Origin of the sequence: Brachybacterium sp. GCM10030267 (assembly GCF_042666875.1) — a bacterium.
Classification (GTDB): domain Bacteria; phylum Actinomycetota; class Actinomycetes; order Actinomycetales; family Dermabacteraceae; genus Brachybacterium.
In genome coordinates this window covers 337,322-361,770 of record NZ_JBHTCX010000002.1, presented here as the reverse complement: position 1 = coordinate 361,770, position 24,449 = coordinate 337,322, and the positions used below count along the sequence as shown (strand labels likewise).

Annotated in this window: 18 protein-coding genes; 11 read left to right on the top strand and 7 right to left on the bottom strand. The window is 71.2% G+C overall.

Annotated elements, in window-relative coordinates:
• Positions 1 to 147: 147 nt before the first annotated feature.
• From ACFQS2_RS01990 to ACFQS2_RS01980, 3 genes are all read left to right on the top strand, one after another.
• Complete coding sequence (locus ACFQS2_RS01990) at positions 148 to 519, top strand: hypothetical protein (protein WP_377792545.1); 372 nt, start codon at positions 148 to 150, stop codon at positions 517 to 519.
• Positions 520 to 813: 294 nt separating this feature from the next.
• A complete protein-coding gene (locus ACFQS2_RS01985; RefSeq protein ID WP_377792544.1) occupies positions 814 to 2,844 on the top strand; it encodes an ABC transporter ATP-binding protein in 2,031 nt (676 codons plus the stop codon).
• The gene (locus ACFQS2_RS01980) at positions 2,841 to 4,655 is read left to right on the top strand and encodes an ABC transporter ATP-binding protein (RefSeq protein WP_377792543.1); all 1,815 of its coding nucleotides are present in this window, start codon (positions 2,841 to 2,843) and stop codon (positions 4,653 to 4,655) included. The genes ACFQS2_RS01985 and ACFQS2_RS01980 overlap by 4 nt, the downstream gene beginning before the upstream one ends.
• Before the next feature lie 112 nt (positions 4,656 to 4,767).
• Here ACFQS2_RS01980 and ACFQS2_RS01975 read toward each other — a convergent pair whose 3' ends face one another.
• Positions 4,768 to 5,424, bottom strand: coding sequence for a GNAT family N-acetyltransferase (locus ACFQS2_RS01975; RefSeq protein WP_377792542.1), 657 nt, complete (start codon positions 5,422 to 5,424; stop codon positions 4,768 to 4,770).
• A 386-nt stretch (positions 5,425 to 5,810) separates the two neighbouring features.
• A complete protein-coding gene (locus ACFQS2_RS01970; protein ID WP_377018699.1) occupies positions 5,811 to 6,320 on the bottom strand; it encodes an Hsp20/alpha crystallin family protein in 510 nt (169 codons plus the stop codon).
• A gap of 208 nt (positions 6,321 to 6,528) precedes the next feature.
• On the opposite strand from ACFQS2_RS01970, the gene pcp reads away from it, so the two are divergent.
• Positions 6,529 to 7,161, top strand: a complete 633-nt coding sequence (pcp, locus tag ACFQS2_RS01965; RefSeq protein WP_377792541.1) for a pyroglutamyl-peptidase I — start codon at positions 6,529 to 6,531, stop codon at positions 7,159 to 7,161.
• A gap of 734 nt (positions 7,162 to 7,895) precedes the next feature.
• On the opposite strand, the gene ACFQS2_RS01960 is transcribed toward pcp, so the two are convergent.
• From ACFQS2_RS01960 to ACFQS2_RS01950, 3 genes are all read right to left on the bottom strand, one after another.
• Positions 7,896 to 8,810, bottom strand: coding sequence for a rhomboid family intramembrane serine protease (locus ACFQS2_RS01960; protein ID WP_377018697.1), 915 nt, complete (start codon positions 8,808 to 8,810; stop codon positions 7,896 to 7,898).
• A gap of 58 nt (positions 8,811 to 8,868) precedes the next feature.
• Entirely contained in the window at positions 8,869 to 10,023 is a 1,155-nt protein-coding gene (locus ACFQS2_RS01955; protein WP_377792540.1) for a DNA glycosylase AlkZ-like family protein, read from the bottom strand.
• Between the two features lie 192 nt (positions 10,024 to 10,215).
• Positions 10,216 to 10,752: a peptidylprolyl isomerase gene (locus ACFQS2_RS01950; protein ID WP_377018694.1), complete on the bottom strand. Its 537-nt coding sequence runs from the start codon at positions 10,750 to 10,752 to the stop codon at positions 10,216 to 10,218.
• A gap of 249 nt (positions 10,753 to 11,001) precedes the next feature.
• On the opposite strand from ACFQS2_RS01950, the gene ACFQS2_RS01945 reads away from it, so the two are divergent.
• The 7 genes from ACFQS2_RS01945 to ACFQS2_RS01915 all read left to right on the top strand — a co-directional run bounded on the left by ACFQS2_RS01945 (position 11,002) and on the right by ACFQS2_RS01915 (position 19,525).
• Complete coding sequence (locus ACFQS2_RS01945; RefSeq protein WP_377792539.1) at positions 11,002 to 11,793, top strand: hypothetical protein; 792 nt, start codon at positions 11,002 to 11,004, stop codon at positions 11,791 to 11,793.
• Positions 11,794 to 12,037: 244 nt separating this feature from the next.
• On the top strand, positions 12,038 to 12,592 hold the full coding sequence (locus tag ACFQS2_RS01940; RefSeq protein ID WP_377792538.1) for a GNAT family N-acetyltransferase: 555 nt from the start codon (positions 12,038 to 12,040) through the stop codon (positions 12,590 to 12,592).
• Positions 12,593 to 12,714: 122 nt separating this feature from the next.
• Positions 12,715 to 13,341, top strand: coding sequence for a hypothetical protein (locus tag ACFQS2_RS01935; RefSeq protein ID WP_377792537.1), 627 nt, complete (start codon positions 12,715 to 12,717; stop codon positions 13,339 to 13,341).
• Positions 13,342 to 13,367: 26 nt separating this feature from the next.
• The gene (locus ACFQS2_RS01930) at positions 13,368 to 14,108 is read left to right on the top strand and encodes a MerR family transcriptional regulator (RefSeq protein WP_377792536.1); all 741 of its coding nucleotides are present in this window, start codon (positions 13,368 to 13,370) and stop codon (positions 14,106 to 14,108) included.
• A 10-nt stretch (positions 14,109 to 14,118) separates the two neighbouring features.
• Complete coding sequence (gene gluQRS, locus ACFQS2_RS01925; protein ID WP_377792535.1) at positions 14,119 to 15,039, top strand: tRNA glutamyl-Q(34) synthetase GluQRS; 921 nt, start codon at positions 14,119 to 14,121, stop codon at positions 15,037 to 15,039.
• A 233-nt stretch (positions 15,040 to 15,272) separates the two neighbouring features.
• A complete protein-coding gene (locus tag ACFQS2_RS01920) occupies positions 15,273 to 16,271 on the top strand; it encodes a peptidoglycan-binding protein (RefSeq protein ID WP_377792534.1) in 999 nt (332 codons plus the stop codon).
• 128 nt (positions 16,272 to 16,399) lie between these two features.
• Positions 16,400 to 19,525, top strand: coding sequence for a YhgE/Pip family protein (locus tag ACFQS2_RS01915; protein ID WP_377792627.1), 3,126 nt, complete (start codon positions 16,400 to 16,402; stop codon positions 19,523 to 19,525).
• A 150-nt stretch (positions 19,526 to 19,675) separates the two neighbouring features.
• Here the strand turns inward: ACFQS2_RS01915 and ACFQS2_RS01910 are convergent, their stop codons facing one another.
• Positions 19,676 to 21,043, bottom strand: a complete 1,368-nt coding sequence (locus ACFQS2_RS01910) for a UDP-glucose dehydrogenase family protein (RefSeq protein WP_377792533.1) — start codon at positions 21,041 to 21,043, stop codon at positions 19,676 to 19,678.
• Positions 21,044 to 21,282: 239 nt separating this feature from the next.
• Positions 21,283 to 24,243 carry an ABC transporter transmembrane domain-containing protein gene (locus tag ACFQS2_RS01905; RefSeq protein ID WP_377792532.1) on the bottom strand — a complete coding sequence of 987 codons (2,961 nt, stop codon included), beginning with the start codon at positions 24,241 to 24,243 and terminating at the stop codon, positions 21,283 to 21,285.
• Between the last annotated feature and the right edge of the window lie 206 nt (positions 24,244 to 24,449).

Below are 24,449 nucleotides of genomic sequence, written 5' to 3'. Positions count from 1 at the left end.
CTCGAGAGCGACTTCGCACGAGCAGCCCGCTCTCCGACCCGCCGCGAGCCTCCCCGAGCCCGGCCCTCGAACCCCTCCCCGTTGCCTGCCGGCCTAGGTATCGATACCGCGATCGACCGCCCGTCGGCCCGGACGTAGACTCGTGCCATGAGCACCGGGAAGCGCACTGGCATGACCCTCAAGCCCGCCGGCGAGGTCTCGACGGCCCCGGTCGTCGCCACCGGACTGATCGGCGGCTGGCTCACCGCCCGGGAGACGGGGCTCCGCCCCCTCGGCGGCGTCGTCCTCGCTGCGGCCGGGCTGTATGCGGGCCGGACATGGCTGGCCCGTCGCGGCCCTGCGACCGCCGCGGCGCTGGGAGCGACCTACGTGCTCGGCTTCGGACTCTCCCACCCGCTCGCGAAGAAGATCGGAGCCTGGCCCGCCGTGCTCACCGTGACCGGCGTCGCCGCCGGCGCCGCCGCCCTGCTGTCCGACGCGGCCTACGGGGAGTGGACCCCGGCGGACCCGGACGCCTGAGCGGTTCGACCCGGCGCACGAGCGCCGCGCGGGTCTCGGACGCTCCATAGCGGCACGTCCACCTGAGAAACGCGTCCGGCGAGCAACGCCTCGGGCGACGCGGCACGTCCCGCGAAACGGCGCGCCCGCACGGCACCGAACGGCCGCGAATCAGCACGTCCTCACCAGTGGCGATGCAGGCCCACCTGAACGGAATGCGCTTAACGACTGTCGGATGCGGCAATAGTTGACTAGGCTAATACTCCGGTCCCGACCGCCGGGACCCCCGCTCCCCCTCTGAGGACTCCTTTCCCCATGTTCGGCACCATGAGCCGCCTCTGGCAGACGGTCCGTCCGATTCGTTTCCGCCTCTATCTCGGCCTGCTCAGCGCCCTCGCCGCCTCGATCGTCGCGCTGATGATCCCCCAGGTCCTGGAGCACATCGTCAACCGCCTCGAGAACGACGCCGTCGCCGCCACCATCCTGACCGGCGGTGCCATCGTGCTCGGTCTCGGTGTGCTCGAAGCCGGCCTCCTCTGGCTGCGTCGCACCTTCGCCGTCGCCCCCTCGACCACTGTCGAGAAGCAGATCCGCGTGGACTTCTACCGCAAGGTCCAGAACCTGCCGGTCTCCTTCCACGACGGGTGGGGCTCCGGTCAGCTGCTCTCGCGCATGCTCACCGACATCAACATCATCCGCCGGTGGATCGCCTTCGGCATGATCATGGCCGTGGCCAGCTCCGTCACGGTGATCGTGGGGATGGCGCTGCTGTGGCGCTCCTCGGCGATCCTCGCGCTGATCTTCTTCCTCGCCGCCGTGCCGGTCTCGATCATCGCCTATCGCTTCCACCGGAACTTCTCGATCCTCTCGCGGCTGTCCCAGGATCAGAACGGCGACCTGGCCACCACCATCGAGCAGTCCGTCCAGGGCATCCGTGTGCTCAAGGCGTTCGGGCGCGGGCCGTCGGCCCTCGAAGGCTTCACCGAGCAGGCGGAGGAACTGCGCCAGACCGAGGTGCGCAAGGCGACGGCCATCGCGCGCTTCGACATGTTCATGTTCATGCTCCCCGAGCTCGCGCTCGGTGTCTCTCTCCTGGTGGGGCTGTACCTGACCGCGAACGGCTCGATCTCCACCGGTCAGCTGGCCTCCTACTTCGCGACCGCGACCCTGGTGGTGGGCCCCGTGCGCATGCTCGGCATGCTCTTCGGGCAGGCCGTCAGCGCCACCACCGCCCTGGATCGCCACTACGAGGTGATGGATCAGTTCAACAGCATCACCTCACCGGAGAACCCCACGCCCATCGACCACGCGGCGGCCCGCGGCGCCGTGGAGCTGCGCGGTGTCCACTTCCGCTACGAGGACGCCCCCGGCCATGTCCCCGACGTGCTGGACGGCGTGGACCTGCAGATCGACCCGGGCGAGACCATGGCGCTGGTCGGGGTGACCGGCAGCGGCAAGTCCACGCTGCTGCAGCTCGTCCCGCGGCTGTACGACGTCACCGCCGGCACCATCTCGATCGACGGGGTCGAGACCCGGGACATGGATCTCGTGGACCTGCGCACCCTGACCGCCTTCGCCTTCGAGGACGCCACCCTGTTCTCCGGGTCAGTGCGGGAGAACGTCCTGCTGGGTGCAGATCGGTCGCTGAGCGAGGAGGAGTCCGAGAAGCTGCTCGAGCTCGCCCTGTCCACGGCCGACGCCGACTTCGCCTTCGACCTGCCCGACGCGGTCGACACCCGTATCGGGGAGGAGGGCATGAGCCTCTCCGGCGGCCAGCGCCAGCGTCTGGCTCTCGCCCGTGCGATCGCGGCCCGCCCGGCCGTGCTGCTGCTGGACGATCCGCTCTCGGCACTGGATACCAAGACCGAGGAGAACGTCACCGGCCGCCTGCGCGAGGTGCTCGAGGGCACGACCACGCTGATCGTCGCCCACCGCACCTCCACCGTGGCCCTCGCCGACCGCGTCGCCCTGCTCGATCGTGGCCGGGTGGTCGCCGTGGGCACGCACACCGAACTGATGGCGAGCTCTCCCCGCTACCGCTGGGTGATCGCCAACCAGGAGGAGGAGGTGCGCCGCGACCAGGACATCGAGACCCTCACCGGGGAGCTCGACCTGCGAGGCCTCCAGGGCTCCGCCGACGTGGAGCACGGGTCCGACGGTGACGGCGAGGCGCCACCTGACCTCCGCGCGGGGCAGGACGAGGGCCAGGTCCGCACCGGCGCCGATGCCGACGCCGACGCCGATGCCGATGCCGATGCCGATGCCGATGCCGTGACCGTCACGGCGGGGATCCCCGCCGCCGGCCGTTCCGACCAGGACCAGAGCGACCGGGAGGAGGAGCGATGAGCACCGCGACCCTGCAGGACCAGAACGACGACGAACAGCGAGTCCTCTCCCCCGAGGAGAACAAGCTCTCGAGGCAGAGGTCCTTCAAGCTGCTGGGCGAGCTGATCGCCCCCGTGAAGGGCCAGTTCGCTCTGATGGCTCTGATGGTCATCATCGCCCAGCTCGCCGTGGTGGCCGGGCCCGCGATCATCGCCTGGGGCATCGACAACGCGCTGCCGGCGCTGATGGAGGGCAACAGCATCCCGGCGTTCCAGGCCGCAGCGATGCACCTCGGCGCCGCGATCGTCGGCGGGGTGCTCACCTACGGGTACGTGCGGCAATCCGTCGTGGTCGGCCAGAAGATGCTGCTGTCCCTGCGCCGCCGCGTCTTCCGCTTCACCCAGCGCCAGGACCTCGAGTTCCACGAGTCCTACACCTCGGGCCGGATCGTCTCCCGGCAGACCTCCGACATGGAGGCGCTGCGCGAGCTGCTGGACTCGGGCGTGAACGTGATGGTGGGCGCCTCGCTGTCCATGGTGTTCACGATCGTGCTGATCGTGGTCATGGACTGGCAGACGGGGATCGTCATGCTGCTCATGCTGGTCCCCTGCGTGATGCTCACGAAGTGGTTCCAGCGGCGCTCGCGGATCGAGTACCGGGCGATCCGTTCGCACTCCGCACGCCTGATCGTCCACTTCGTCGAGGCCATGGCCGGCATCCGCGCAGTCAAGGCCTTCCGGAAGGAGGAGCGCAATCAGCAGGAGTTCGACGACCTCGCCCAGGACTACCGCGACGCCTCGCTGCGCTCGGTCAACGTCTTCGGCATCTACCAGCCGACGCTGCGCTTCCTGGCCAACGTGACCATCGCGGCCGTGCTGGTCGTGGGCGGGTTCCGCGTCATGAACGGCGATCTGCAGGTGGGCGTGCTGGTGGCGCTCGTGCTCTACTCGCGCCGCTTCTTCCAGCCGGTCGACGAGATCGCGAACTTCTACAACGCCTTCCAGTCCGCGGTGGCCGCGCTCGAGAAGATCGCTAACCTGCTGGCCGTCCAGCCCACCGTCAAGGAGCCCCAGGACCCCATCCCGATGCCGAGCTCGAGCGGCCAGATCGACTTCGAGGACGTCTCCTTCCGCTACACCGCGGACGGCCCGACTGTGCTGAAGCCGATGGACCTGCACATCCCCGCCGGGCAGACGGTCGCGCTGGTGGGCCAGACCGGTGCCGGCAAGTCCACCGTCGCCAAGCTCATCTCGCGCTTCTACGACGCGACCGAGGGCAGCGTGAAGCTCGACGGCGTGGACCTGCGGAACATCTCGATGAAGGACCTCACGCGCAACATCGTCATGGTCACCCAGGAGGCCTACCTGTTCTCCGGGACCGTCGCGGACAACATCGCGCTCGGCAAGCCGGGCGCGAGCCGCGAGGAGATCGAGAGGGCCGCGAAGGCGATCGGCGCCGACTCCTTCATCGAGTCCCTCCCCTACGGGTACGACACCGACGTGAACAAACGCGGCGGGCGCGTCTCGGCCGGTCAGCGGCAGCTGATCTCCTTCGCCCGCGCCTTCCTCGCCGATCCGCGGGTGCTGATCCTCGACGAGGCCACCAGCTCGCTGGACATCCCCTCCGAGCGCATGGTCCAGGAAGGCCTGACGCGCCTGCTGGGCCAGCGCACCTCGCTGATCATCGCCCACCGCCTGACCACGGTGATGATCGCGGACCGGGTGCTCGTGGTCCACGGCGGCGAGGTGGTCGAGGACGGCTCCCCGCAGGAGCTGGTGCGTGCCGGCGGCCGGTTCGCGGCGCTGTACCAGGCGTGGCAGGAGTCGATGTAGCGGGGATCAGCGGCGTCCGTGGACCGCGACCCGGGAGCCGCTGGACCGCGACCCGGGAGCCACTGGCGCGGCAGCCCGAGCCCGGGGAGCAGGGGCCGGACGAGTATCCGGCTCAGGCTCCCAGCATCGCTCGCAGCTCGCCGGTGAACCCCTCCACCTCGACCGGCACCTCTGGGCGCCGGAACGTCTCCGGCGTGACCAGGAAGCGCTGCTCGAGAACGATCGGATCCCCGTCGGTGGACACGTGCGTCCCGTTGTCGACGTACCCGCAGGCCCGGGAGACGCCGAAGGACGCGTCGTTGCCCATGCCCGCCGAGGACTCGGCCCGCTGCGCTCCGAGGTGATCGAAGGCGAGGACCAGCATCGCCTGGCGCATGAGCTTCCCGTAGCCGTTGCCGTGGGCGTCCAGGGTCAGCCAGGAGCCCGTCCCGACCGTGCGTCGGTCGGCGAAGCGCTGGGCGGAGACGTCCTGGCAGCCGATCAGGCGCCCGTCGGCCCAGATCCCGAAGTTCAGGGCCCACGCCTCGGGCGAGACGTTCGAGCGCATCCGCCACTGGAACTTCACCGCCTCGCGCACGCGCACATCCGGTTCGGCGCGGTACCAGGGGAACGCGTAGGGCACCTCGGGATCCTCGAAGATCGGCCGACGGATCAGCTCCGCGTACTCCGGCAGATCGGCATCGGCGAGCGGACGCAGAGTGAGGTCGCCCGCGCGGATGCTCAGGCCGAGGGGCGGGTACAGCACGTCGAGGCCGGGGCGCGTCTCCATCGCCCCACTTTAGGCACACCGGCCGCATCCCGCAGCCCGTCCGGATGCCCGTTCCACGACCACGCTCGCGAGGCCGCCGTGGCAGACGCGCGAGCCGTGCCGAGAGGGCGTCGGGACCGGCGGAGAGGCGTCGGACCCAGCGGAGAGGAGCGGGCCCGGCGGGGAGGGGTCGGGCCCGGCGGAGAAGGCGTCGAGCTCAGCGGGCACCGCGCCGGGATCAGGCATGAGGACGCCGGGGCCGGTCGTCGCGCCAGCTGACTGGCTGCGGCGACCGACCCCAGCCTGGGCTGCTGCTGGTCGGGTCCTCGGGCGGGGCGCTGCGCTGACCCTGCCGGCGACCCGGCAGGGTCAGCCTGCTGAACGCACCCGGGTCCCGGCCGGTCCGGTCACACGCCGACGGGCTCCGCCTTCTGGTCCGACGTCGACCCCTCGAGGGTCTGGGCCTGGTTCGAGTCCTGGCCCGAGCCGCTCTCGCTCGAGGTGATCTCCTGCGAACGGTCGCTGTGGCCCACCGCGATCTTGCGCGGCTTGGCCTCCTCGGCCATCGGGATCGTCAGGCGCAGCACGCCGTCGGCGTAGTCGGCCTGGATGCGATCCAGAGCGACCCGGCTGCCCAGCGTCATCTGTCGGGCGAAGGTGCCGCTGGGACGCTCACGGGTCAGCCACGTGCGCTCGCTCTGCGGGGTCGAGCCCGAGCGCTCGGCGCGGACGGTGAGGGTGCGGTCATCGACGTCCACGTCGATGCTGGAGGGGTCCACGCCCGGCAGGTCGATCTCCGCCGTGAAGCTGTCACCGTCACGGTAGAGATCCATCGGCATGCCGACGGAGGCGGGGGTACGGGTGAGATCGGTGAAGAGTCGATCGACTTCCTGGAACGGAGAGAACGTGCGAGCCATGATGAACCTCCTGGAGTGTCTCGGTCGTACATCGAAGAACCTGCGGAGCGCGCCGTCCCTGGCGCTCTCACCCCGCACAACACCTGTGCCCCACGCCGTATTCCAAAGTTGAGCCCCTAAGGCTCATGTGATCTACGTCACGCCTCATCGGTGTCCGCGTGACCGCTCGCGCAACGGGCCGTCCCGGTGCCGGCGATAGGCTCCGACGATGACCACCGACGTACTCCTGACCGGCTTCGCGCCCTTCGGCGGCGAGCTCGAGAACCCTTCGTGGGAGGCGGTGCGGCGGGCGGCGCCCATGCTGCGTGACCGCGGGGTCGCGGTCCAGGACGTCGAGCTGCCCGTCGAGTTCGGTCGCGCCGGGGACCTGCTCGAGGCGGCTGTGCGCGAACACCGTCCAGGGCTGGTGATCGCGACAGGCGTGGCCGCCGGGCGCACCGCAATCACGCCGGAGCGGGTGGCGATCAACATCCGCGATGCCCGCATCCCCGACAACGCCGGTGCGGCACCGATCGACGAGCCGGTGATCACCGGCGGCCCGGTCGCGTACTTCACCGATCTCCCGATCAAGGCGATGGTCGCAGCACTGTCCGCCGAAGCCATCCCGGCCGCGGTGTCGCAGACGGCGGGCACCTACGTGTGCAACGACGTCTTCTATCGGTTGCAGCACCTGGTGGCCACCGGGACCGGGGCCGCCGGCGCGATCCGCGGCGGGTTCGTCCACGTGCCGTCGACCGACGTGGTCGACGTCGGAGTGGCCGCTGCCGGCCTGGTGCGTCTCACGGAGGTCGCACTGGGCTCCCCGTCGGATGTACGAGTCAGCGGCGGCGCACTGCACTGACCGTCCGCGACCGGCGTGGCCCGGTCACTGCGAAGGCCTTCCTGCCTGAGCCCCCACACCGGCTCTTCCTGACGGGCAGAGCACGTGGAAAACTCCCGATGGCACTCCGTGCTGCCGCGGCCGACGGCTCGTGCACGGACCGCTGAGCCCGGCTGTCCACATCACTGTCCACAACGGTGGATGAATGACAGACGTGTAGTTCACCAGGTACGAGCCACATCGAGCCCATGTACAGCGTGTCCCCAGGCGAATGGCGGACGAGCGTTGTCCACACCAGCCGCCGGCTCGTGGCCGTCTGCAGGACCGAGAACCGAACGCGCAGGTCATGCGCATCATCAGTCGAGCAGGGGCCCGACGGCCGGATGCGGTTGCACCGGACCCGTGCGCGACGAAGACGCTGGCCAGAGCAGTTCAGGCACAGCGCGCTGCGGGAGGCACGGAGGATCGTCGTTCCGGCCGTCCACACCGCGCGTCCACCACGGACGGCGAGTTTTCCACAGTGATGCTCGCTCGGTCCCCCGCCGTTGGCCATTTCTCCACATCCCCGTCCACAGCTGGGGATAGTCACAGCCATGTGATTCGCCCGCGGGGGTCTCTGTGCCGGGCGATCCCGGGGTCCGGCGCCGAGCCCGAGTGCGCCGGCGTCAGGCGTCAGGCGTCAGGCGTCAGGCGTCAGGCGTCAGGCGTCAGGCTCAGGCGTCAGGCGTCAGGCGTCAGGCGTCAGGCGTCAGGCGTCAGGCGGGGAGCATGACAGTCTTGGCGGCGACCAGCGCCACGCACAGCAGCACCCCGCACGCCACGATCCCCACGTGGACCATCGCCGAGCGCCGGGCGAGCGCCTGCCGGTCCACCCCCGGCGTCGCCTTGGGACGCAGGGCGAACATCCCGGCGGTGACCAGGCCGCCCATGATGAGCCCGCCCAGGTGACCCTGCCAGGAGATGTTGGGAACGGTGAAGGTGATGACGAGGTTCAGCACGATCAGCACCGCGATCTGGGCGGTCTGCCCTCCCATCCGCCGGTTGACGACGAACATCGCGGCGAACAGCCCGAACACGCCGCCGCTGGCCCCGAGCGTGCCGCCGTACCAGGCCTGGCTGAGCGGGTCGGTGAGCAGGTAGACGGCCGTGTGGCCGGCGAGGACCGAGACGAAGTAGACCGCCGCGAACCGCACGTGGCCCATGGTCTGCTCGAGGTACTGGCCCACCACCCACAGGGCCCACATGTTCAGCACCAGGTGCATGATGCCGCCGTGCAGGAAGCCGCCGGTGAGGAAGGTCCACGGCATGACCAGGGCACGGAACGGGGCGAAGACGCCCAGCTGGTAGACGAGATCACCCGCGACGGTCTGGCCGACGTAGGCCAGGATGCACAGGGCCATGACGGTGTAGGTGACGTAGGGCCGACGAGCCCCGATGGTCCCGCCCATCGCGTTGCGCGGCCGGGCCGATGCCTGCTGCCGGGAGATCTCCCGTTCGCAGTCGACGCAGAGCACCCCCACTGATGTCGGTCGCTGGCAGTCCGGGCAGGCCGGACGGTCGCAGCGCTTGCAGCGCACGTAGCTCACCCGGTCGGGGTGGCGGGGGCAGACCGGCTGGCCCTGCGGGTCAGGGTTGTCCTCGGCGCTGTAGCCGTAGCTGGGGCGTTCCATGGCGTCCATTCCACCACGGGGACCTGGGCCGGAGCCGCGCGCTGCCAAGAGGTTCGGCTCAGGGCGAGGTGTAGGGGAAGGCGGCGAAGAGTTTCTCGTACCGGGCTCGCTGGGAGGCGCTGATCGGGTGCAGCTCGGTGAGGTCGAGCTTCCGTCGGCCGGCAGGGCCCTTCCGGGTCCAGGTCCCGCGCATCTCTCCACGGCGGATCGCGGCACGCTTGAAGACGCCGTTGTTGCCGGGCACGAGCGCTTGGTGGCGCTTCTCGTCCATCAGGTACAGGCGGTCCCGGTAGCCCAGGACGAGTTCGTCGAACCCCGGCAGCAGCATCTCCCGCATGGTCTCCTTCTCCCGCACCGCATAGTCCTCGGCCAGTCCCGGTCGCCACCACAGCTGTTCGCCGCCGCCGGAGCGGGCGTCGGCCGCAGTGGTGTGCAGCCGCCCGTCCCCGTCGGCCCAGCCCGTCTCCAGCCGGTCCGTGATCTGGGGCAGCGCTGACCGGATCCTTCCCAGCGGGAGCTTCGACCACCAGGCCAGGTCCCGCTCCCCTGCCGGGCCGTGACTGGTGAAGTACCGCCGGGCGAGCTCGGCGATCGCCGCGGTCTCATCGCCCCCGAAAGCCGCCTCGAGGTCCGAGCGCGGTGGCAGCCACGCGGAGGCCAGCACCACGGCGGTCTCCTGCTCGCGCCACGGGCCGAGAGCGACCAGCCCGGAGGCCAGGAAGTAGGTGAGCAGGTGATAGCCGCGGCCACCGTCGGTCGCCACGCCGGCCGCCTCCCAGGCGGCCATGACGTCCGTGCGCAGCACGCCCTGTCCCACGCCGCGCTGCGAGGCCGGGGCGACGAGTTCGACGAGCGCGTCCGCGGCCCGCCGGAAATGCTTCTCGTCCAGGCCCAGCTGGGCTCGGCGACCGATCGAGGCGCGCAGCGGGCCGGCCGCACACAGCTGGGTGAGCCAGGCGAGGGTGTCCGCGGCGACGGCGAAGACGGTTCCGCGCATCGGGTAGCCGCGCACGATCTCTGCGCGGTCGAAGGCGGCGAGCACCGGCTCGAGCTCGCCGCCGGTGCGCAGCGCCAGCGACGCCATCACGCCGGGCAGGTCCTGTCCCTGATGGGCGCCGAAGGCATGGGCCGCCTCCGTCGGGCTGTCGAAGCGGCGCGGGCCGGCGAGGCCCTGCGCGAGGATCCGGGCACCGGCGAGGTGTCGCTGCGTCATGACGCGAGACTAGTGGCGGGGTCCGACGGACCCGGCTGCATACGACAGCGGCACCTCACGGAGCGTCTCGTGCGAGATCTGCTCCGGGAGGTGCCGCTGCATCGGGCGACGATCCGGCCCGCGGTTACCGGGCCGGGATCGGGCCGAGGTGGCCTCGGGGCTGCGCCCAGGTCAAGTTCGAGGCCGTGGGGCTCACTTCTCGATGGTCACCGAGTTGATGACGATGTCCTCGAGGGGACGGTCGCGCATATCGGTCTTGGCGGCACCGATCTCGTCGACGACCTTCTTGGAGTCCTCGTCGGCCACCTGGCCGAAGACGGTGTGCTTGCCCTGCAGGTGCGGGGTGGGGCCGAGGGTGATGAAGAACTGCGAGCCGTTGGTGCCGGCGGGCTGGCCGGTGATGGCGTTCATGCGCTTGCCGGCGTTGGCCATGGCCAGCACGTAGGGCTCGTTGAAGTTCTTCTCGGAGATCTCGTCGTCGAAGGTGTAGCCGGGACCGCCGGTGCCGGTGCCGATCGGGTCCCCGCCCTGGATCATGAAGCCGGAGATGATGCGGTGGAAGACGACGCCGTCGTAGAACGGACGGGTGACCTTCTCGCCGCTCTCGGGGTCGGTGAACTCGCGGGTGCCCTCGGCGAGGCCGACGAAGTTGTCGACGGTCTTGGGTGCGTGGTCCGGGAACAGCTCGAGACGGATGTCCCCGTGGTTGGTGTGCAGAGTTGCGAACATGGCGTCATCCTCGCACAGACGCTGCTGCAGGAATCCTGCGTCCCCATCGCACAGCAGAGGGACGGCAGAGCGTCGGACGGGGCCAGCGCCGACCGGTCGGCCGGTTCGATCCTGACCGGTCGTCTGGGTGCGTTCATACTCGCTCGCGTTAGAGTTGTGCCACACGGGTCGAGTCATCCCCTCAGGGGTGCCGCGGCCCAGGGACCACCGTCGGCCCGACCCGGCGGATTCGACCGAAAGGGGAAGCTCATGGCGCTGACCACCAAGCGGGAAACCAAGAAGGCCAAGAAGCAGGCCGCGAAGACGGCGGCTGCCGCCGGGGCGACGGCCGGGAGCGCTGACAAGGCCGTCCAGGAGCTGCAGAAGCTCGCGGCCAACGTCGGTCCGGTGGTGTCCGAGGGCGCGCGCGAGGCTCGCCTCCGGGCGAGCGGGCTGGTGGACCAGTACGGTCCCGGCGTCGAAGAGCGCTTCCGTCAGCAGAGCGAGAAGTTCTCGGAGCTCTCGCAGAACCTCGGCCCCCGTGCCGACAAGTTCAAGCGTGACGTGCAGGAGGACTACCTCCCCCGCGCCCGCAAGACCGCCGAGACGACCAACTCCGTCCTGCGCGCCGCGGTCGAGGCCGCTCGCAAGGAGATCGACAAGGGGCAGGGCGAGATCAAGGCCGCCGCTCTGGCGCCCACCCCGGCGGCGAAGAAGAAGGGCCGCGCCGGCAAGGTGCTGCTCGTCCTCGGCCTGGCTGCCGCCGGTGCCGCCGCGGGCTACGTGGTGTGGCAGAAGACCCGTCCGGTCGAGGACCCCTGGGCCCCGCCGGCGGACTTCGCTCGCGCCCACTACCCGGCCTCCGCCTCCAGCGAGTCCGATTCCTCCACCGTCTCCGACACCGTCGGCTCGGCCGACGCCGGTGACGTGGCCCAGGCCCTGAAGGGCGAGGATCGTCCCTCCGACGTGGAGCCCAAGGAGGTCAAGGTCGACTCGGACCCGGCCGAGAGCGATGCGGCGCAGGACGACGAGAAGCGCGGCACCCACCGCGGCGACTCCTGAGTCCTCACCCCTGACGCGTCGCTCCCCGACGCGGGCAGCGGAACGTTCAGTGCACGGCGCGGCGATCCCGTCCTCCGACGGTGATCGTCGCGCCGTCGCTGCGTCTGCCCCCGCTGGGCCTGGTCCCGCTGCGTCTGTCCCCGATGCGTCTGTCCCCGCTGGGTCTGCGCCTGCTCCGCGTACGTCCGATGGGCGTGAGTCCGCTGGATCTGCTGCGCACGGAGCCGAGATCTCCACGCCTCGATTGCGGCTGTCACCGGTCAGCGAGGGCGATCTCGAGGAACTGTTCTCCCTCCACGCCGATGCCCGCGCGTTCGTCGACGACCTGACCGAGCCGCTGACCGCGCGCGCCCAGATGCGCTGGGTGCTCTCCCGCTGGATCGAGCACTGGCAACGGCACGGATTCGGGTACTTCGCGGTGCGAGCGCGTGGGAGGACCGGTTTGCCTGCCGGCCTGCTCGGCGTGGTCGGGCTCGCCACGCTCGAGGCCGACGCCGACGGCGGGCGCGACCGCGCAACCGAAGCAGCTTCCGCCTCCGGTGACTCCGCACTGCTCAGTGCCTACTGGCGGCTGGATCCCGGGGCGGTCGGTCGCGGTGTGGCCACCGAGGCGATGGCCGCCGTGATCGATGACCCCGTGGTCGGGGCTCGTGAATGCGCGGTGGTGGCCGTGACGGCGGCAGGCAACGCCGCCTCCCGTGCCCTGGCCGCGCGCCTGGGCTTCCGCGCCGCTGCGCCGGACCGCCCCGTCCCCGGCGATCGCCCGGGCGACGTCCTCCTCGTCCGGCCGGGTGCCTGACGAGCCGGTGCGCGAAGGCTCCTCTTGACGCCCGCGCTTGACCATGTACCGAGAACATGGTGTGCCCTCGTGGTGACCGGCGACCCCGTCGGTCCCCCACCGGTCACCGAGGAGCACCCGCCGTGCGTCTGATCCATGAATCGCTCTCGCTCATGCGAGAGCATCGCCGTGCCTATCGTCTGCTCAACGTCATGGCGTACGGCCTGCTGGTGCTCGGGATGGCCATCGGGATGCTGTTTCCTGAGGTCACCGCGTCGCAGCGCACCGGGTTGCAGGCGAGTGGGGACGCGGACCTCGTGACCTCGCTGCTGTCCTCGCCGTGGCTGTTCGCCCTGACCATCCTCGCCGTCAACATCGGCCGCATCATCGTGGCGACCATCGTGGTCCCATCGCTGGTGATCCCCTTCTCCGGGATCGCCGTCTTCGCCTACTTCGCCGTGACCACGGGGATGACCCTCGCTCCGGTGGACACGGCCACGCGGATCTCCCTGATCCCGCATGTGCCGACCATGGTCATCGAGTTCCAGGCGTACGTGCTGATGATGCTCGGTGCCTATGTCCTGGGCCGGGCATGGCTGCGCCCCGCGACGGTCGGCCAGCAGAGCCACCGGCGGGGCTACCTCGGCGGGCTGCGGCGCATGGCCTGGCTGGCCCTCGCCGCCCTGGCACTGCTCGTGGCCGGAGCCGTCTATGAGGCGTTGTCGCTCGTGTACCTGCTGCCCGTGGTCTTCGGTCTGCTTGCGCCATGATGGGTGCACCGGAAAGGAGTGTCCGCATGGTCTGGAGCACCAGTCAGCTGGCGCGGATCGCAGGCACCACGCTGAACACCGTGAGGCACTATCACCGGATCGGCGTGCTGCCGGAGCCCGAGCGGGCCTCGAACGGCTACAAGCAGTACGGCATCCAGCATCTGGTGCAGCTGGTGCGGATCCGTCGGCTCAGTGCGCTGGGGATCCCGCTGACGCGGATCGCCGCCTCGGCTCCGGGCGCCGCCGCATCATTCGAGGAGATCCGCAGCCTGGACGCCGAGCTCGAGGCGAGGATCCGTCGTCTGCAGGGGGCACGCAAGGACCTTGCAGAGCTGATGTCCCATCAGGCTCCCGCCGAGACCCCGGCCGGGTTCGCCGCGGTGGCATCGAGTCTCTCGGAGTCACAGCGTGGATTGCTCGCCGTGTACACCACCGTGTTCGACGGTCCGACGCTGGAGTCCTTCCGGCAGGCCGTCCTCGAACCCGAGCCGACCGATCTCGAGTTCGATCGTCTTCCCGCCGAGGCCACGGACGCGGAGATCGAGGATCTCGCCCGCCGCATGGTTCCCGCGGCCCGGCGGACGCGCACGAAGCACCCGGAGCTGACCGACGCCCTGGAGCGCTCTCCCCACGGGGCCGAGGCGGCCGGGCTGATCCTCGCGCACGCCCTGGTGGAGCTCTACCACGGCGCCCAGATCCGAACCCTGCAGCGGCTCGAGACACTGCTCGCCGAGGAGGTCGGCGCAGCCGAGCCCGACGGTTCCTAGACTGACGCCCATGCCCGCTCCCCCGAGCCCGCGCGCTGCCGGCCGCTACGCCCCCTCCCCCAGCGGCGACCTGCACCTGGGCAATCTGCGCACCGCGATCCTCGCCTGGGTACTGGCCCGCCGCAGCGGCCGGGCCTTCCACCTGCGCATCGAGGACCTCGACCGGGTGCGGGAGGGCTCCGAACAGCGTCAGCTGGAGGACCTCGAGGCTCTCGGCCTGGACTGGGACGGTGAGGTGGTCCGCCAGTCAGAGCGCGGTGCGGCCTACGACGAGGCGATCTCACAGCTCCTCACTCGTGACCAGGTGTTCGAGTGTTACTGCACCCGGCGGGAGATCCTCGAGGCACCGAGCGCCCCGCACGCCCCGCCCGGCGCCTACCCCGGCACCTGCCGCGACCTCACCCCTGCCCAGCGCGAGGCGGGCCGGGCCCGGATGCGGGAGCTGCGCCGCGAGCCTGCTCTGCGCCTGCGTGCCGGTGTTGCCGAGTGGACGGTGCGCGACCTGTGGGCGGGTGAGGTCACCGGGGCTGTGGATGACCTGGTGCTGCGCCGCGGCGACGGGGTGGTGGCCTACAACCTCGCCGTCGTCGTCGATGACGCGGCCGCAGGGGTGGATCAGGTGGCGAGGGCGGACGACCTGCTCAGCTCGGCGCCCCGCCAGGCGTATCTCGCTCACCTGCTGGGGCGTGCGGAGCCGGAGTACGCGCACGTCCCGCTGGCGGTCAACGCCGACGGGGCGCGGCTGGCCAAGCGCGACGGTGCGGTCACGCTGCGCGACCGGCTGGAACGCGGTGAGAGCGCCGCGGACGTCGTCGGCCGGATCGGCGAGTCCCTCGGCCTGAGCGGGTGCCGCACTGCCGCCGACGTGCTCGAGCGGTGGGACCCCGCGTTCCTCCCCCGCGAGCCCTGGGTCGTGCAGTTGCCGGCCTGATGCCGAATCTCCCGTCGGGCGCCGCCCGCCCCGGGCAGCCCGGGCCGGCCCAGAGGTCCCGCCGGCGTGACCGGGCCGAGCCGTCCCTGAACGGGCCTCGACAGGTTCATGAACGCGATGTGGCACCGCCTCGGGGCGCTGCCGGGGATGCATAGCGTCGAGGGAGTCCGGCGACATCTTCCGGGCCGTCCCCGCCGCCACGCCGCGAAAGTCTCCTCATGACGGATCACTCGATGACGGATCACTCGGCCACCGCCCGCTTCCGCTCCCTGGTCTCCCGCCGACAGGTGTTCCGCACCGCCGGTGTCGCCGGGGTCGCGATGGCCAGCGGCCTGCTGATCACCGCTCCCGCGTCCGCGCTCTCCGATCTCGGGGTGCAGAAGGCGCTGTGGGGCCTCTACTACTACGACGGTCTGCGCGACGGCGTCGTCGGCCCCATGACCAAGGCCTCCATCCGCGAGTTCCAGTCCGACCGTGGCCTGGTGGTCGACGGATGGGCGGGCAGTATCACCCAGGGCGAGCTCGTCGAGGTCGTGATGCAGGTCCAGGCGTACGTCGGCGCCGTGCAGGACGGCGACTACGGAAACGTGACCGTCTCGGAGGTCAAGGACTTCCAGCGCCGCTGGGGCGGGCTGGTGGTCGACGGCCGCGCCGGCGGCCTGACGATGTCCGCCATGGGGATCACGCGCGTGGTCTCCGGCGGCGGTGGGAACGGCGGCGGTGGCGAGGACACCAGCGGCATCACCGTGGGATCCTGGAACGCGTCGATCAGCCGCTCGAAGGTCATCGATCGCGCGATGTTCTGGGTGAACAACAAGCGCTCCTACTCGATGTCCTCCACGAGCGCGGGCCCGGAGTCGGGGAAGATGTGGCGCAAGGACTGCTCCGCCTTCGTCTCTATGGCGTGGGGCACGTACCACTCGGACAATCCCACCGGGTACACCACCTGGTCGCTGCACCCCAGCTCCGGCTACGGCGTCACCCGCGCCATCACGAAGTCCGAGCTGAAGGCCGGGGACATCCTGCTGATCACGCCCGCCGAGAACGGCAAGAGCTATGGCCACGTGGGAATCTTCGAGAAGTGGGCGAACACCGCGAAGACCCGCTGGGTCATCCTCGAGCAGGCATACAGCACGGGAGGCACGGCGCGGCGCACGATCGGCTACCCGTACTCGCCGTCGTCGAACAGCGCGAAGTACAAGCCCTACCGCTACACCCGGATCACGGGCTGATCGGCCGGGCCGCCGGCTCGGTGGCACGCTGATCCGGCCGCTGCCCGGAGGCAGGCGTCGTTCCTCTCACCACACTTTGCTACTGATCGGTAACACGCTCGATACACGAATGTATCGTGCTGTTCGTGATGGGAATCCTCCGCGCTCTCCTGGCCGCCCTCTCCTCGGTGGCCCATGCCCTCCGCGCCGCCGTCCGCTCCGCCGCAGGCTCCGTCGGTCGCAGCCTCTCCGCCGCGGGCGGCGGCGCGGCCGCACTGCTGCCGGCTGAGTGGAAGAAGCCGATCGCGGCGCTGTTCGTCGTCGGCCTCGCCCTGGTCCCGGTGATCTACTCCGGGAACATGACGTGGTCCTTCCACGACCCCAGCAACAACCTCGACCAGATCACCGCCGCCGTGGTCGACGAGGACGAAGGGGCCACCGCGACCACTCCCAGCGGCGAGGAGACGCAGGTCGACGTCGGCCGCGAGTTCACCGACACCCTGGTGGACATGGATGAGGAGAACGTCTTCGATTTCGTGGAGGTCTCCGCCGCCGAGGCGCAGCGCGGCCTGGAGGACGGCACCTACGGCGCCACCGTCGAGATCCCGAAGGACTTCTCCGCGAACGTCGCCTCGCTCGGCGGGGACGCGGAGCAGGCGGCGCCGGCACTGCTGACGGTGACCACCAACGACACCATCAACTACGTCGGCGGGAACTTCTCGAAGTCCGTCGGCACGGCCCTGACCGACTCGCTGCGCGCCAGCGTGCTGGAGGACTACCTCGACAACATCTACGTCGGCTTCACCACCATCCACGGCGGGATCGTCGATGCGGCCGACGGGGCCGGCGAGCTCGCCGACGGCTCCTCCGAGCTCCATGACGGCACCGGCGACCTGGTCTCCGGCAGCACGGAGCTCACCGACGGCACCGGCGAGCTGGTCGGCGGGACCGACGAACTGGCCACCGGCGCCTCCAGCCTGCACGAGGGCAGCCTCGACCTGGTGGTGGGGCTGGATCAGCTCTCGGCCGGCGCGGTTCAGCTGCGCGACGGAACCGCCACGCTGCATGAGGGCGCCGAGGACCTCAACAGCGGCCTGACCACGCTCGATCAGCAGGGCGCTCCCCTGCGCACCGGGGCCGAGGACCTCGCCGAGGGCACCGACCAGCTCGCCAGCGGCGCCTCGGACCTCTCCGATGGGGCCGGGCAGGTCGCCGGCGGCACGCAGGAGCTCAGCGACACGATCACCGCCGCCCAGCAGCGCGCCGAGGAGCTCGGCGTGACACCCGAGAGCGTGCAGCGCACCAGCGATGACCTGGTCACGGCCGTCGATGACCTGGAGACGGCCGCCGGCACCGTCAGCGGCATCGCCGAGGATCTCGACCGGCCCGCCACCGACGCCGGCACGATCTCCGAGAGCGCGAGCAACGTAGATGACGCCGCGGGAAGCCTCGATGAGACCGCGCAGGGGCTCGCCACGGACACGGAGGACCGCGCTGACGACGCCCGCACGCTGCAGGACGGCGCCTCGAGCATCGCCGGCGACGTCTCCGAGCTCGACACTGCGGTCACCGACACCCAGACGGCCACATCTGCCGCGGCCGACAGCGCCGCCACCTCCTCGGACAGCGTCCAGGAGTACACGCAGTCCGTGGACGACCTCGCCCAGCGCTGCGAGGAATCCGGCGCCGACGCCTCGTTCTGCGAGGAGCTCTCGGCCGTCTCCGACACCTCCGAGCAGACCCGTCAGGACGCCGGCCGGGCCAGCGAGGACGCGACCGCCGCGGACGACGCCGCCGGCACGGCCGCTGAGCAGTCCACCGGCGTGGCCGAGACGGCCGAGGGCATGACCGGCGCCTCCGACCGGATCACCACCTACCTCGACGAGCTCTCAGCCACCACCACGACCCTCGCCGAGGACACTTCGGCCCTCACCGAGGACACCGGCCCCCTGGCCGAGAGCACCAGCACCCTCAGCACCGACCTCTCGACCCTGCGCACCGACGCCACCGAGGCCGCCGACGCCGTGAGCGATCCGGAGCAGGGACAGGATGCCGGTGACCTCGCCGATGACCTCTCCGAGCAGGCGCGCACCGCAGCCGAAGCGCTCCCCGCGGCCTACGACACCCTCCAGCAGGGCGCCGATGACGTACAGCGGCTGAACAACGGCGCCCAGGACGTATCCTCCGGGGCCGAGCAGCTGGCCGAGGCGACCGGGACGGCCTCCAGCGGCGCCGATGAGCTGGCCGACGGTGTGGAGCAGTACACCGACGGCGTCGGCACCGCCCGCACCGGCGCCGAACAGCTCGCCGACGGCTCCGGGGATCTCGTCACCGGCGCGGATCAGCTGGCCGACGGAGCCACGGACGCGCGCAACGGTGCCGAACAGCTCGCCGACGGGGCGGGCGACCTCGAGGACGGTGCCGATCAGCTCGCAGACGGTGCCCGCCAGGTCGACGACGGCGCCGACGAACTGGCCGACGGCGCCACCCAGCTCGACGACGGGGCCGGGCAGCTCGCCGACGGATCCGCCGAGCTGCGAGACGGACTCGAGGATTCCGAGGACGAGGTGCCCTCCTACAGCGAGGACGAGTCCGAGGACCTCGCCCGAACCGCCTCGGACCCGGTCCAGATGCGCTTCGATCGCGCCCATGAGCTCTCCCGTTTCGGCGAGGGCCTGGCTCCGCTGTTCCTGGCGATCAGCCTGTGGGTCGGCGGGATGGCGATCTTCCTGATGATGCCGCCGTTCTCCGGCGTCGCCGCCTCACGCGGGGTGGGGCCGCTGCGGCTGCTGGCCGGTGGTCTGGTCCCGGCGTTCCTGCTGGGGCTGATCCAGTCCGCGATCGCCGTCGGGGCGCTGCGCTGGGGCGTGGGCATCCAGATGCACGATCTGCCGCTGATGTTCGGCCTCTCGGCGCTGACCTCCCTGGTGTTCGTGGCGTTGAACCACGGCTTCGGGGCGATGTTCGGGCCGGTCGGGAAGTTCGTGGCCCTGGTGCTGGTGGCGCTGCAGATCTCCGGGGCGGGCGGCACCTATCCCACCGGCACCCTGCCGGAGTTCTTCCAGGTCATCCACCCCTACCTGCCGATGACCCACGCCGTGGACGCGTTCCGCGGCGCCATCGGCGGCGGCTGGGTCGATCCCACCGGGGACCTCACGTGGCTGGGCGGCTGGCTGCTCTTCGGCGTGGCCATGGGTCTGGCCGGCGCGGTCCTCGCCCGGCGCCGGGCCCTGCGGCTCCAGCACGAGCAGCCGGGCGCCCTCCCCGAGGGGTGAGCACCACGGCCCCGCGCCCGGCAGCACCCGTGCCCGCGGTCGGGCGCCGAACTTTGGCCAGTGACGTCGCATTTTCGGGTGATTGTGCGACGGCACTGGCCAATCTTGGACGCGGGAGGGAGCGGGCGGCGCGGTGGCGGGGCCCGCGCGTCAGGACAGGGCGAGCTCCGGGGCGGAGGCCGTGTCCGCGGCCGGGGCGTCGGGGCGGCCCAGGGCACGGAACTCCCAGCCCGCCTCGCGCCAGTCACGCGGGCTCAGCACGCCCCGGCCATCGACGATCCGCGGGGCCGCGACCAGCTGCGCGGTGGCGACGGGGTCGAGCTCCCGGTACTCGCGCCACTCGGTCAGCAGCAGCACCAGTTCCGCACCTCGGAGAGCCTCGGTGGTGTCGGCCACGGTGGTCATGCCCTCGAAGCGGCGCGCGGCGTTGGCCAGCGCCTCGGGGTCGGTGACGGTGACGTGAGCACCAGCGGACGTGAGGCGGGAGGCCACCTCGAGCGCCGGGGAGTCGCGCACGTCGTCGCTGTCGGGCTTGAAGGCGGCGCCGAGAACGGTGATGCGGCGGCCGCGCACCGGGCCGAGCATTTCGCGGGCCAGCTCGACCACGCGCACCCGCCGGCGCTGGTTGACGGCGTCGACCTCGCGCAGGAAGCCGAGCGCCTGGCCGGCTCCGAGGTCCTCGGCGCTGGCGATGAAGGCGCGGATGTCCTTGGGCAGGCAGCCGCCGCCGAAGCCGACGCCGGCGCGCAGGAACTTGCTGCCGATGCGGTCGTCCATGCCCAGGGCGCGGGAGATGTCGGTGACGTCGGCGCCGGTGGCCTCGCACAATTCGGCGATCGCGTTGATGAAGGAGATCTTCGTGGCCAGGAACGCGTTGGCGGAGACCTTGACCAGCTCGGCGGTCTCGAAGCCCATGACCAGGCGCTCCACGTCGCGCTCGAGGATGCCGGCGTAGACCTCGTCGAGCATGGCGATCTCGGTGTCAGCACCGTCCGGGTCACGCACGCCGTAGACGAGTCGGTCGGGATCCAGGGTGTCCTTGACGGCGAAGCCCTCGCGGAGGAACTCCGGGTTCCACATCACCCGTACGCCCTCGAGCCGTTCGAGACGGTCGGCGAGACCGCGGGCGGTGCCGGCCGGCACGGTGGATTTGCCGACCACCAGCGTCGGCCGGCCGGCCCGGGCCGGGAGCACCTCGGCGAGGGAGCCGGCGGCGGCGTGCAGCGCGGTGAGGTCCGCGCCGAATCCGTCGGCCCGCTGCGGTGTGCCCAGGCTCAGGAAGTGGACCTCCGCATCGGCCAGTTCGGCGTAGTCGGTGGTGAAGCGCAGCCGCCCGGCATCGAGGCCGCGGCGGAGGATCTCGGTGAAACCCGGTTCGTGGAACGGGGCCTCGCCGGCCGAGAGCAGGTCGATGCGGCGGGCGTCGACGTCCAGGCCGATCACGTCGTGGCCGAGCTCGGCCATGCTGGCGGCGTGGACGGCCCCGAGGTACCCCACACCGATGACGGAGATCTTCATCGTGGACCAGCTTTCTCGCGCTGCCCCGGAGGTCACCGGTTCGGCCGACGAACCCGCCAGGGCTCGGACAGTCCGCTCAGTGTTGCGCGCCGAGGTGACCGGGAGGTTGCGTCCCGGTTGAGCGCAGTCGAGAGCCCTGCGACGGTTCGTCGCCGCTCACCGCGCCGGGCTCGACAGAGACCGACCCCGGGCGCCGCAGGAGCCGGCCCGGCGATACCCGGCGATACCCCACCCTCGCTTCACCGCACGGAGTCGTCCTGACGGCTGAGCCAGGTCGCCAGGCGGGTGCCGGGATCGGCGGCCAGGGCCGACGGCTCCCCGTCCTCGCGGATGTCTCCGGCCTCCAGCCACAGCACCCGGTCCATCTCCGCGATGGTCTCGGGGTCGCGGCTGCGGACGATCGCGGTGCGGCCCTCGATGAGTGTGGCCAGGGCCCGCAGCACGGGCCTGCGCTCGGGGCCGGAGAGGTCCGCGTCGGCGGCATCGAGCACGACCACCGGGGCGTCGCGCACCAGCGCCCGGGCGATCGCGACCCGTCGGCGCTGACCGTCGGTGAGGACGTCCCCGCGCCGGAACAGCACGGTGTCCAGTCCGTCGGGCAGCTGCGCGACGAACTCGTCGACGCCGGCCTTCCGCGCGGCCTCGAGCACGTCGGCGTCGGTGGCGTCGGGCCGGCCGATGCGGATGTTCTCGCGCACGGTGTCGGTGAACAGCACCGGTTCGCGCTGGACGACGGCGATCTGCCGGCGCAGGTCGGCGAGCGCGACGGTGCGGGTGTCGAAGCGGTCCAGCAGGACTCGCCCGGTGTCCGGCTGGTCGAAGCGCTGGAGGTAGGAGATCAGGGCCGAGGACTCGTGGCCGGCCTCGTCGAGCAGGGCTACGTGCTGGCCGGCGGGCACCACCAGCGAGACCGTGTCGAAGAGGTGGCCGCCCTCCCCGTCCTTCGCATCGAGCGCGGAGAACACGATCTCGCCCCGGACACGGCCGACGGGCTGGGTGCGCTGGGGCTCGGCGATGCCGGCGCGGCGCTCCAGGAGTGCGGAGAGGTTCTCGCCCGCGCTGGTCGCGTCGCGGAGAACACCGGTGTGCGGGAGCAGCTCGCGCAGCACCAGGATCGTGATCGCCACGTAGGCGAGGACGAGGACGAGATCTCCGGGAGACATGGAGCCTGCGGCGACCCGGGCCCCCGCCAGGAGCAGCGTGCCCAGCACGCCGACCCCGGCGACGATCTGGGCGAGCAGCTGCAGCAGCGACTGGGAGCGACGGGCCGCGGTCACGGCGCGACCGGCGCGGTTGCCGGCTTCGGTCAGGCCACGCTCGGAGCGGGTCTCCAGCCCGTAGGACTGGATGGTGCCGGTGGCCGAGACCAGTTCCTCGGCCGTGTCGGCGAGCATGCGCTCCTCGGTGGCGGCCCGGCGATCGGCGGCGCCGGCCCGGCGCAGAACGAACACGGCGGGCACCGCGTAGAGCAAACCGGTGACCAGGAGCACGAGTGCGGCGAGCGGCTCGATGATCACCGTGACGATCAGGAGGGACGCGAGGGTCAGCACGCCGGCGGCGACACGAGGCCCGGACTGGGAGAACAGGTCGCGCAGACGGGCGACGTCCTCGATGAGCGCGACGGCGGATTCTCCGTCGGCCTCCGAGCCGCTGGATGAGGCGGTTGCGGCCGGTGCGGCGCCGGACTTCCTCTCCCCGGAGGTGCCGGCCTCGGGCGTGAGCCGGTGGAGGTGACTGAGCAGACGGCTGCGCAGGTCAGTGGCCATCCGGGTGCCGACGCGGCCCAGGGCCGCGATGCCGACGAAGCGGGTGAGGACCTGCAGGGTCAGCAGCGCCGCGAGGACGATGACACTGGTCGCCAGGGCGCCGGCGGGATCGCCCCCGACGCGGATGGCGGGGATCTCCGCGCCGGTCGTGGCGATCGCGGCATCGACCGCGTACTTCAGCGGGAACGGCAGGGCGACCAGCAGCCACACGCTGAGCAGGAGGGCGATCGAGCCCGTGATGTAGCCGGGGCGATGCGCCCGCAGGTGCGGGCTGAGCAGGTCGAGCGTGCGCTGCAGCGGGCTCGGACCCTTCTTCTCGCTCGCCTTGGCAGTGGGCTCCGCAGTCGGTGTCGTGGCCGGCTCATCGCCGGGCGACCCCAGCGTGCCGGGCACGGGATACGCCTTGCCGCGGGCGTCGCCGCCCGCGGGGCGTGCCCGGGGTGGGGCGGAGGTCGGCGTGCTCCCCTGGTCTGCGGCGCCCGCGGACGGTTCCGATCCGGCGCTCTCGTCGACGACGGTCCACCGCCTGCCGGTGCCGGGATCTATGTCGAAGGCCTCGGCCGGGTCGTGCTCGATCGGCGCGTCCTCGGCCAGCTCATCCTCGATCGGCTCGGGCTCGGCCGGGTCGTGCTCGATCGGCGCATCCTCGGCCAGATCATCCTCGATCGGCTCGGGCTCGGCCGGGTCGTGCTCGATCGGCGCATCCTCGGCCAGATCATCCTCGATCGGCTCGGCCGGGTCGTGCTCGGTCGGATCGTCGACGTCCTCCGCGGCTCCGAGGACTTCTGACTGCGGTTCATCGATGCCCTCGACCGGACCCTGGACCCAGGCGTCCTCCCCCGGCGAGGCCGAGGCGAAGCCCGTCTCGTCGGCTCCGGCAGGGACCTCCTCGGCACGCTCGCCGGCCCCGTGGGTCAGGTCTCCGCCCGTCACAGGTCCGTCGTCCGCGGGCGCCGAGACGCCCGCGCCCGACACGAGGTGGCGGAAGGGCTGCGGGTTGTGGCTCGCCCGCGGGGGCCGACGCACGCGCACGCCGCGACGGGCGATGGGCGCCGCGACCGGATGAACGCCGGGTGAAGCCACGCGCTCGTGGGCCGCCTGCGCGCCATCCTGCGCGTCGCCGACCTGCGAGTCGCCGACCTGCACGTCGCCATCCTCCGCATCGCCGTGTTCCACGGCGTCATCCTGGCCGACCCCGTCCGAGGCGCTCCCGGACCAGACGTCGGCCTGTTCCTCCTCCGACCACGGCAGCGACGGCGTGCGCCGCGCCGGCTCACCGGAGTTGTTCTCCGCTGATTCCACGTTCGCCGCCGGTTCCACGTTCTCCGCGGTGCCGCCGTTCTCCGCGGGGCCGCGGTCACCGGTCGCATCGTCGGCCGCGAATCCCTGCATCTGATCCTCGGCGGAATGGTCGGGAGTCGGGACAGTCCTCATGCGAAGGTCACCTCCGAGCGGTGTGCGGGCGCGCCGGGCGCGAGGAAAGGAGACTGCGAAGGCATGGTGGTGGTCCTGGGAGACGTCGGGTCGCGGTCCGCCGGGGATGGCGGCATGACGGTGCTCAGTGTGTCACCGTCGGAGACAGGACACCGAGATCGTCAAAGATACGGCCCCTTCGTCGGCAGTGCCCTCGATCTGCCCAG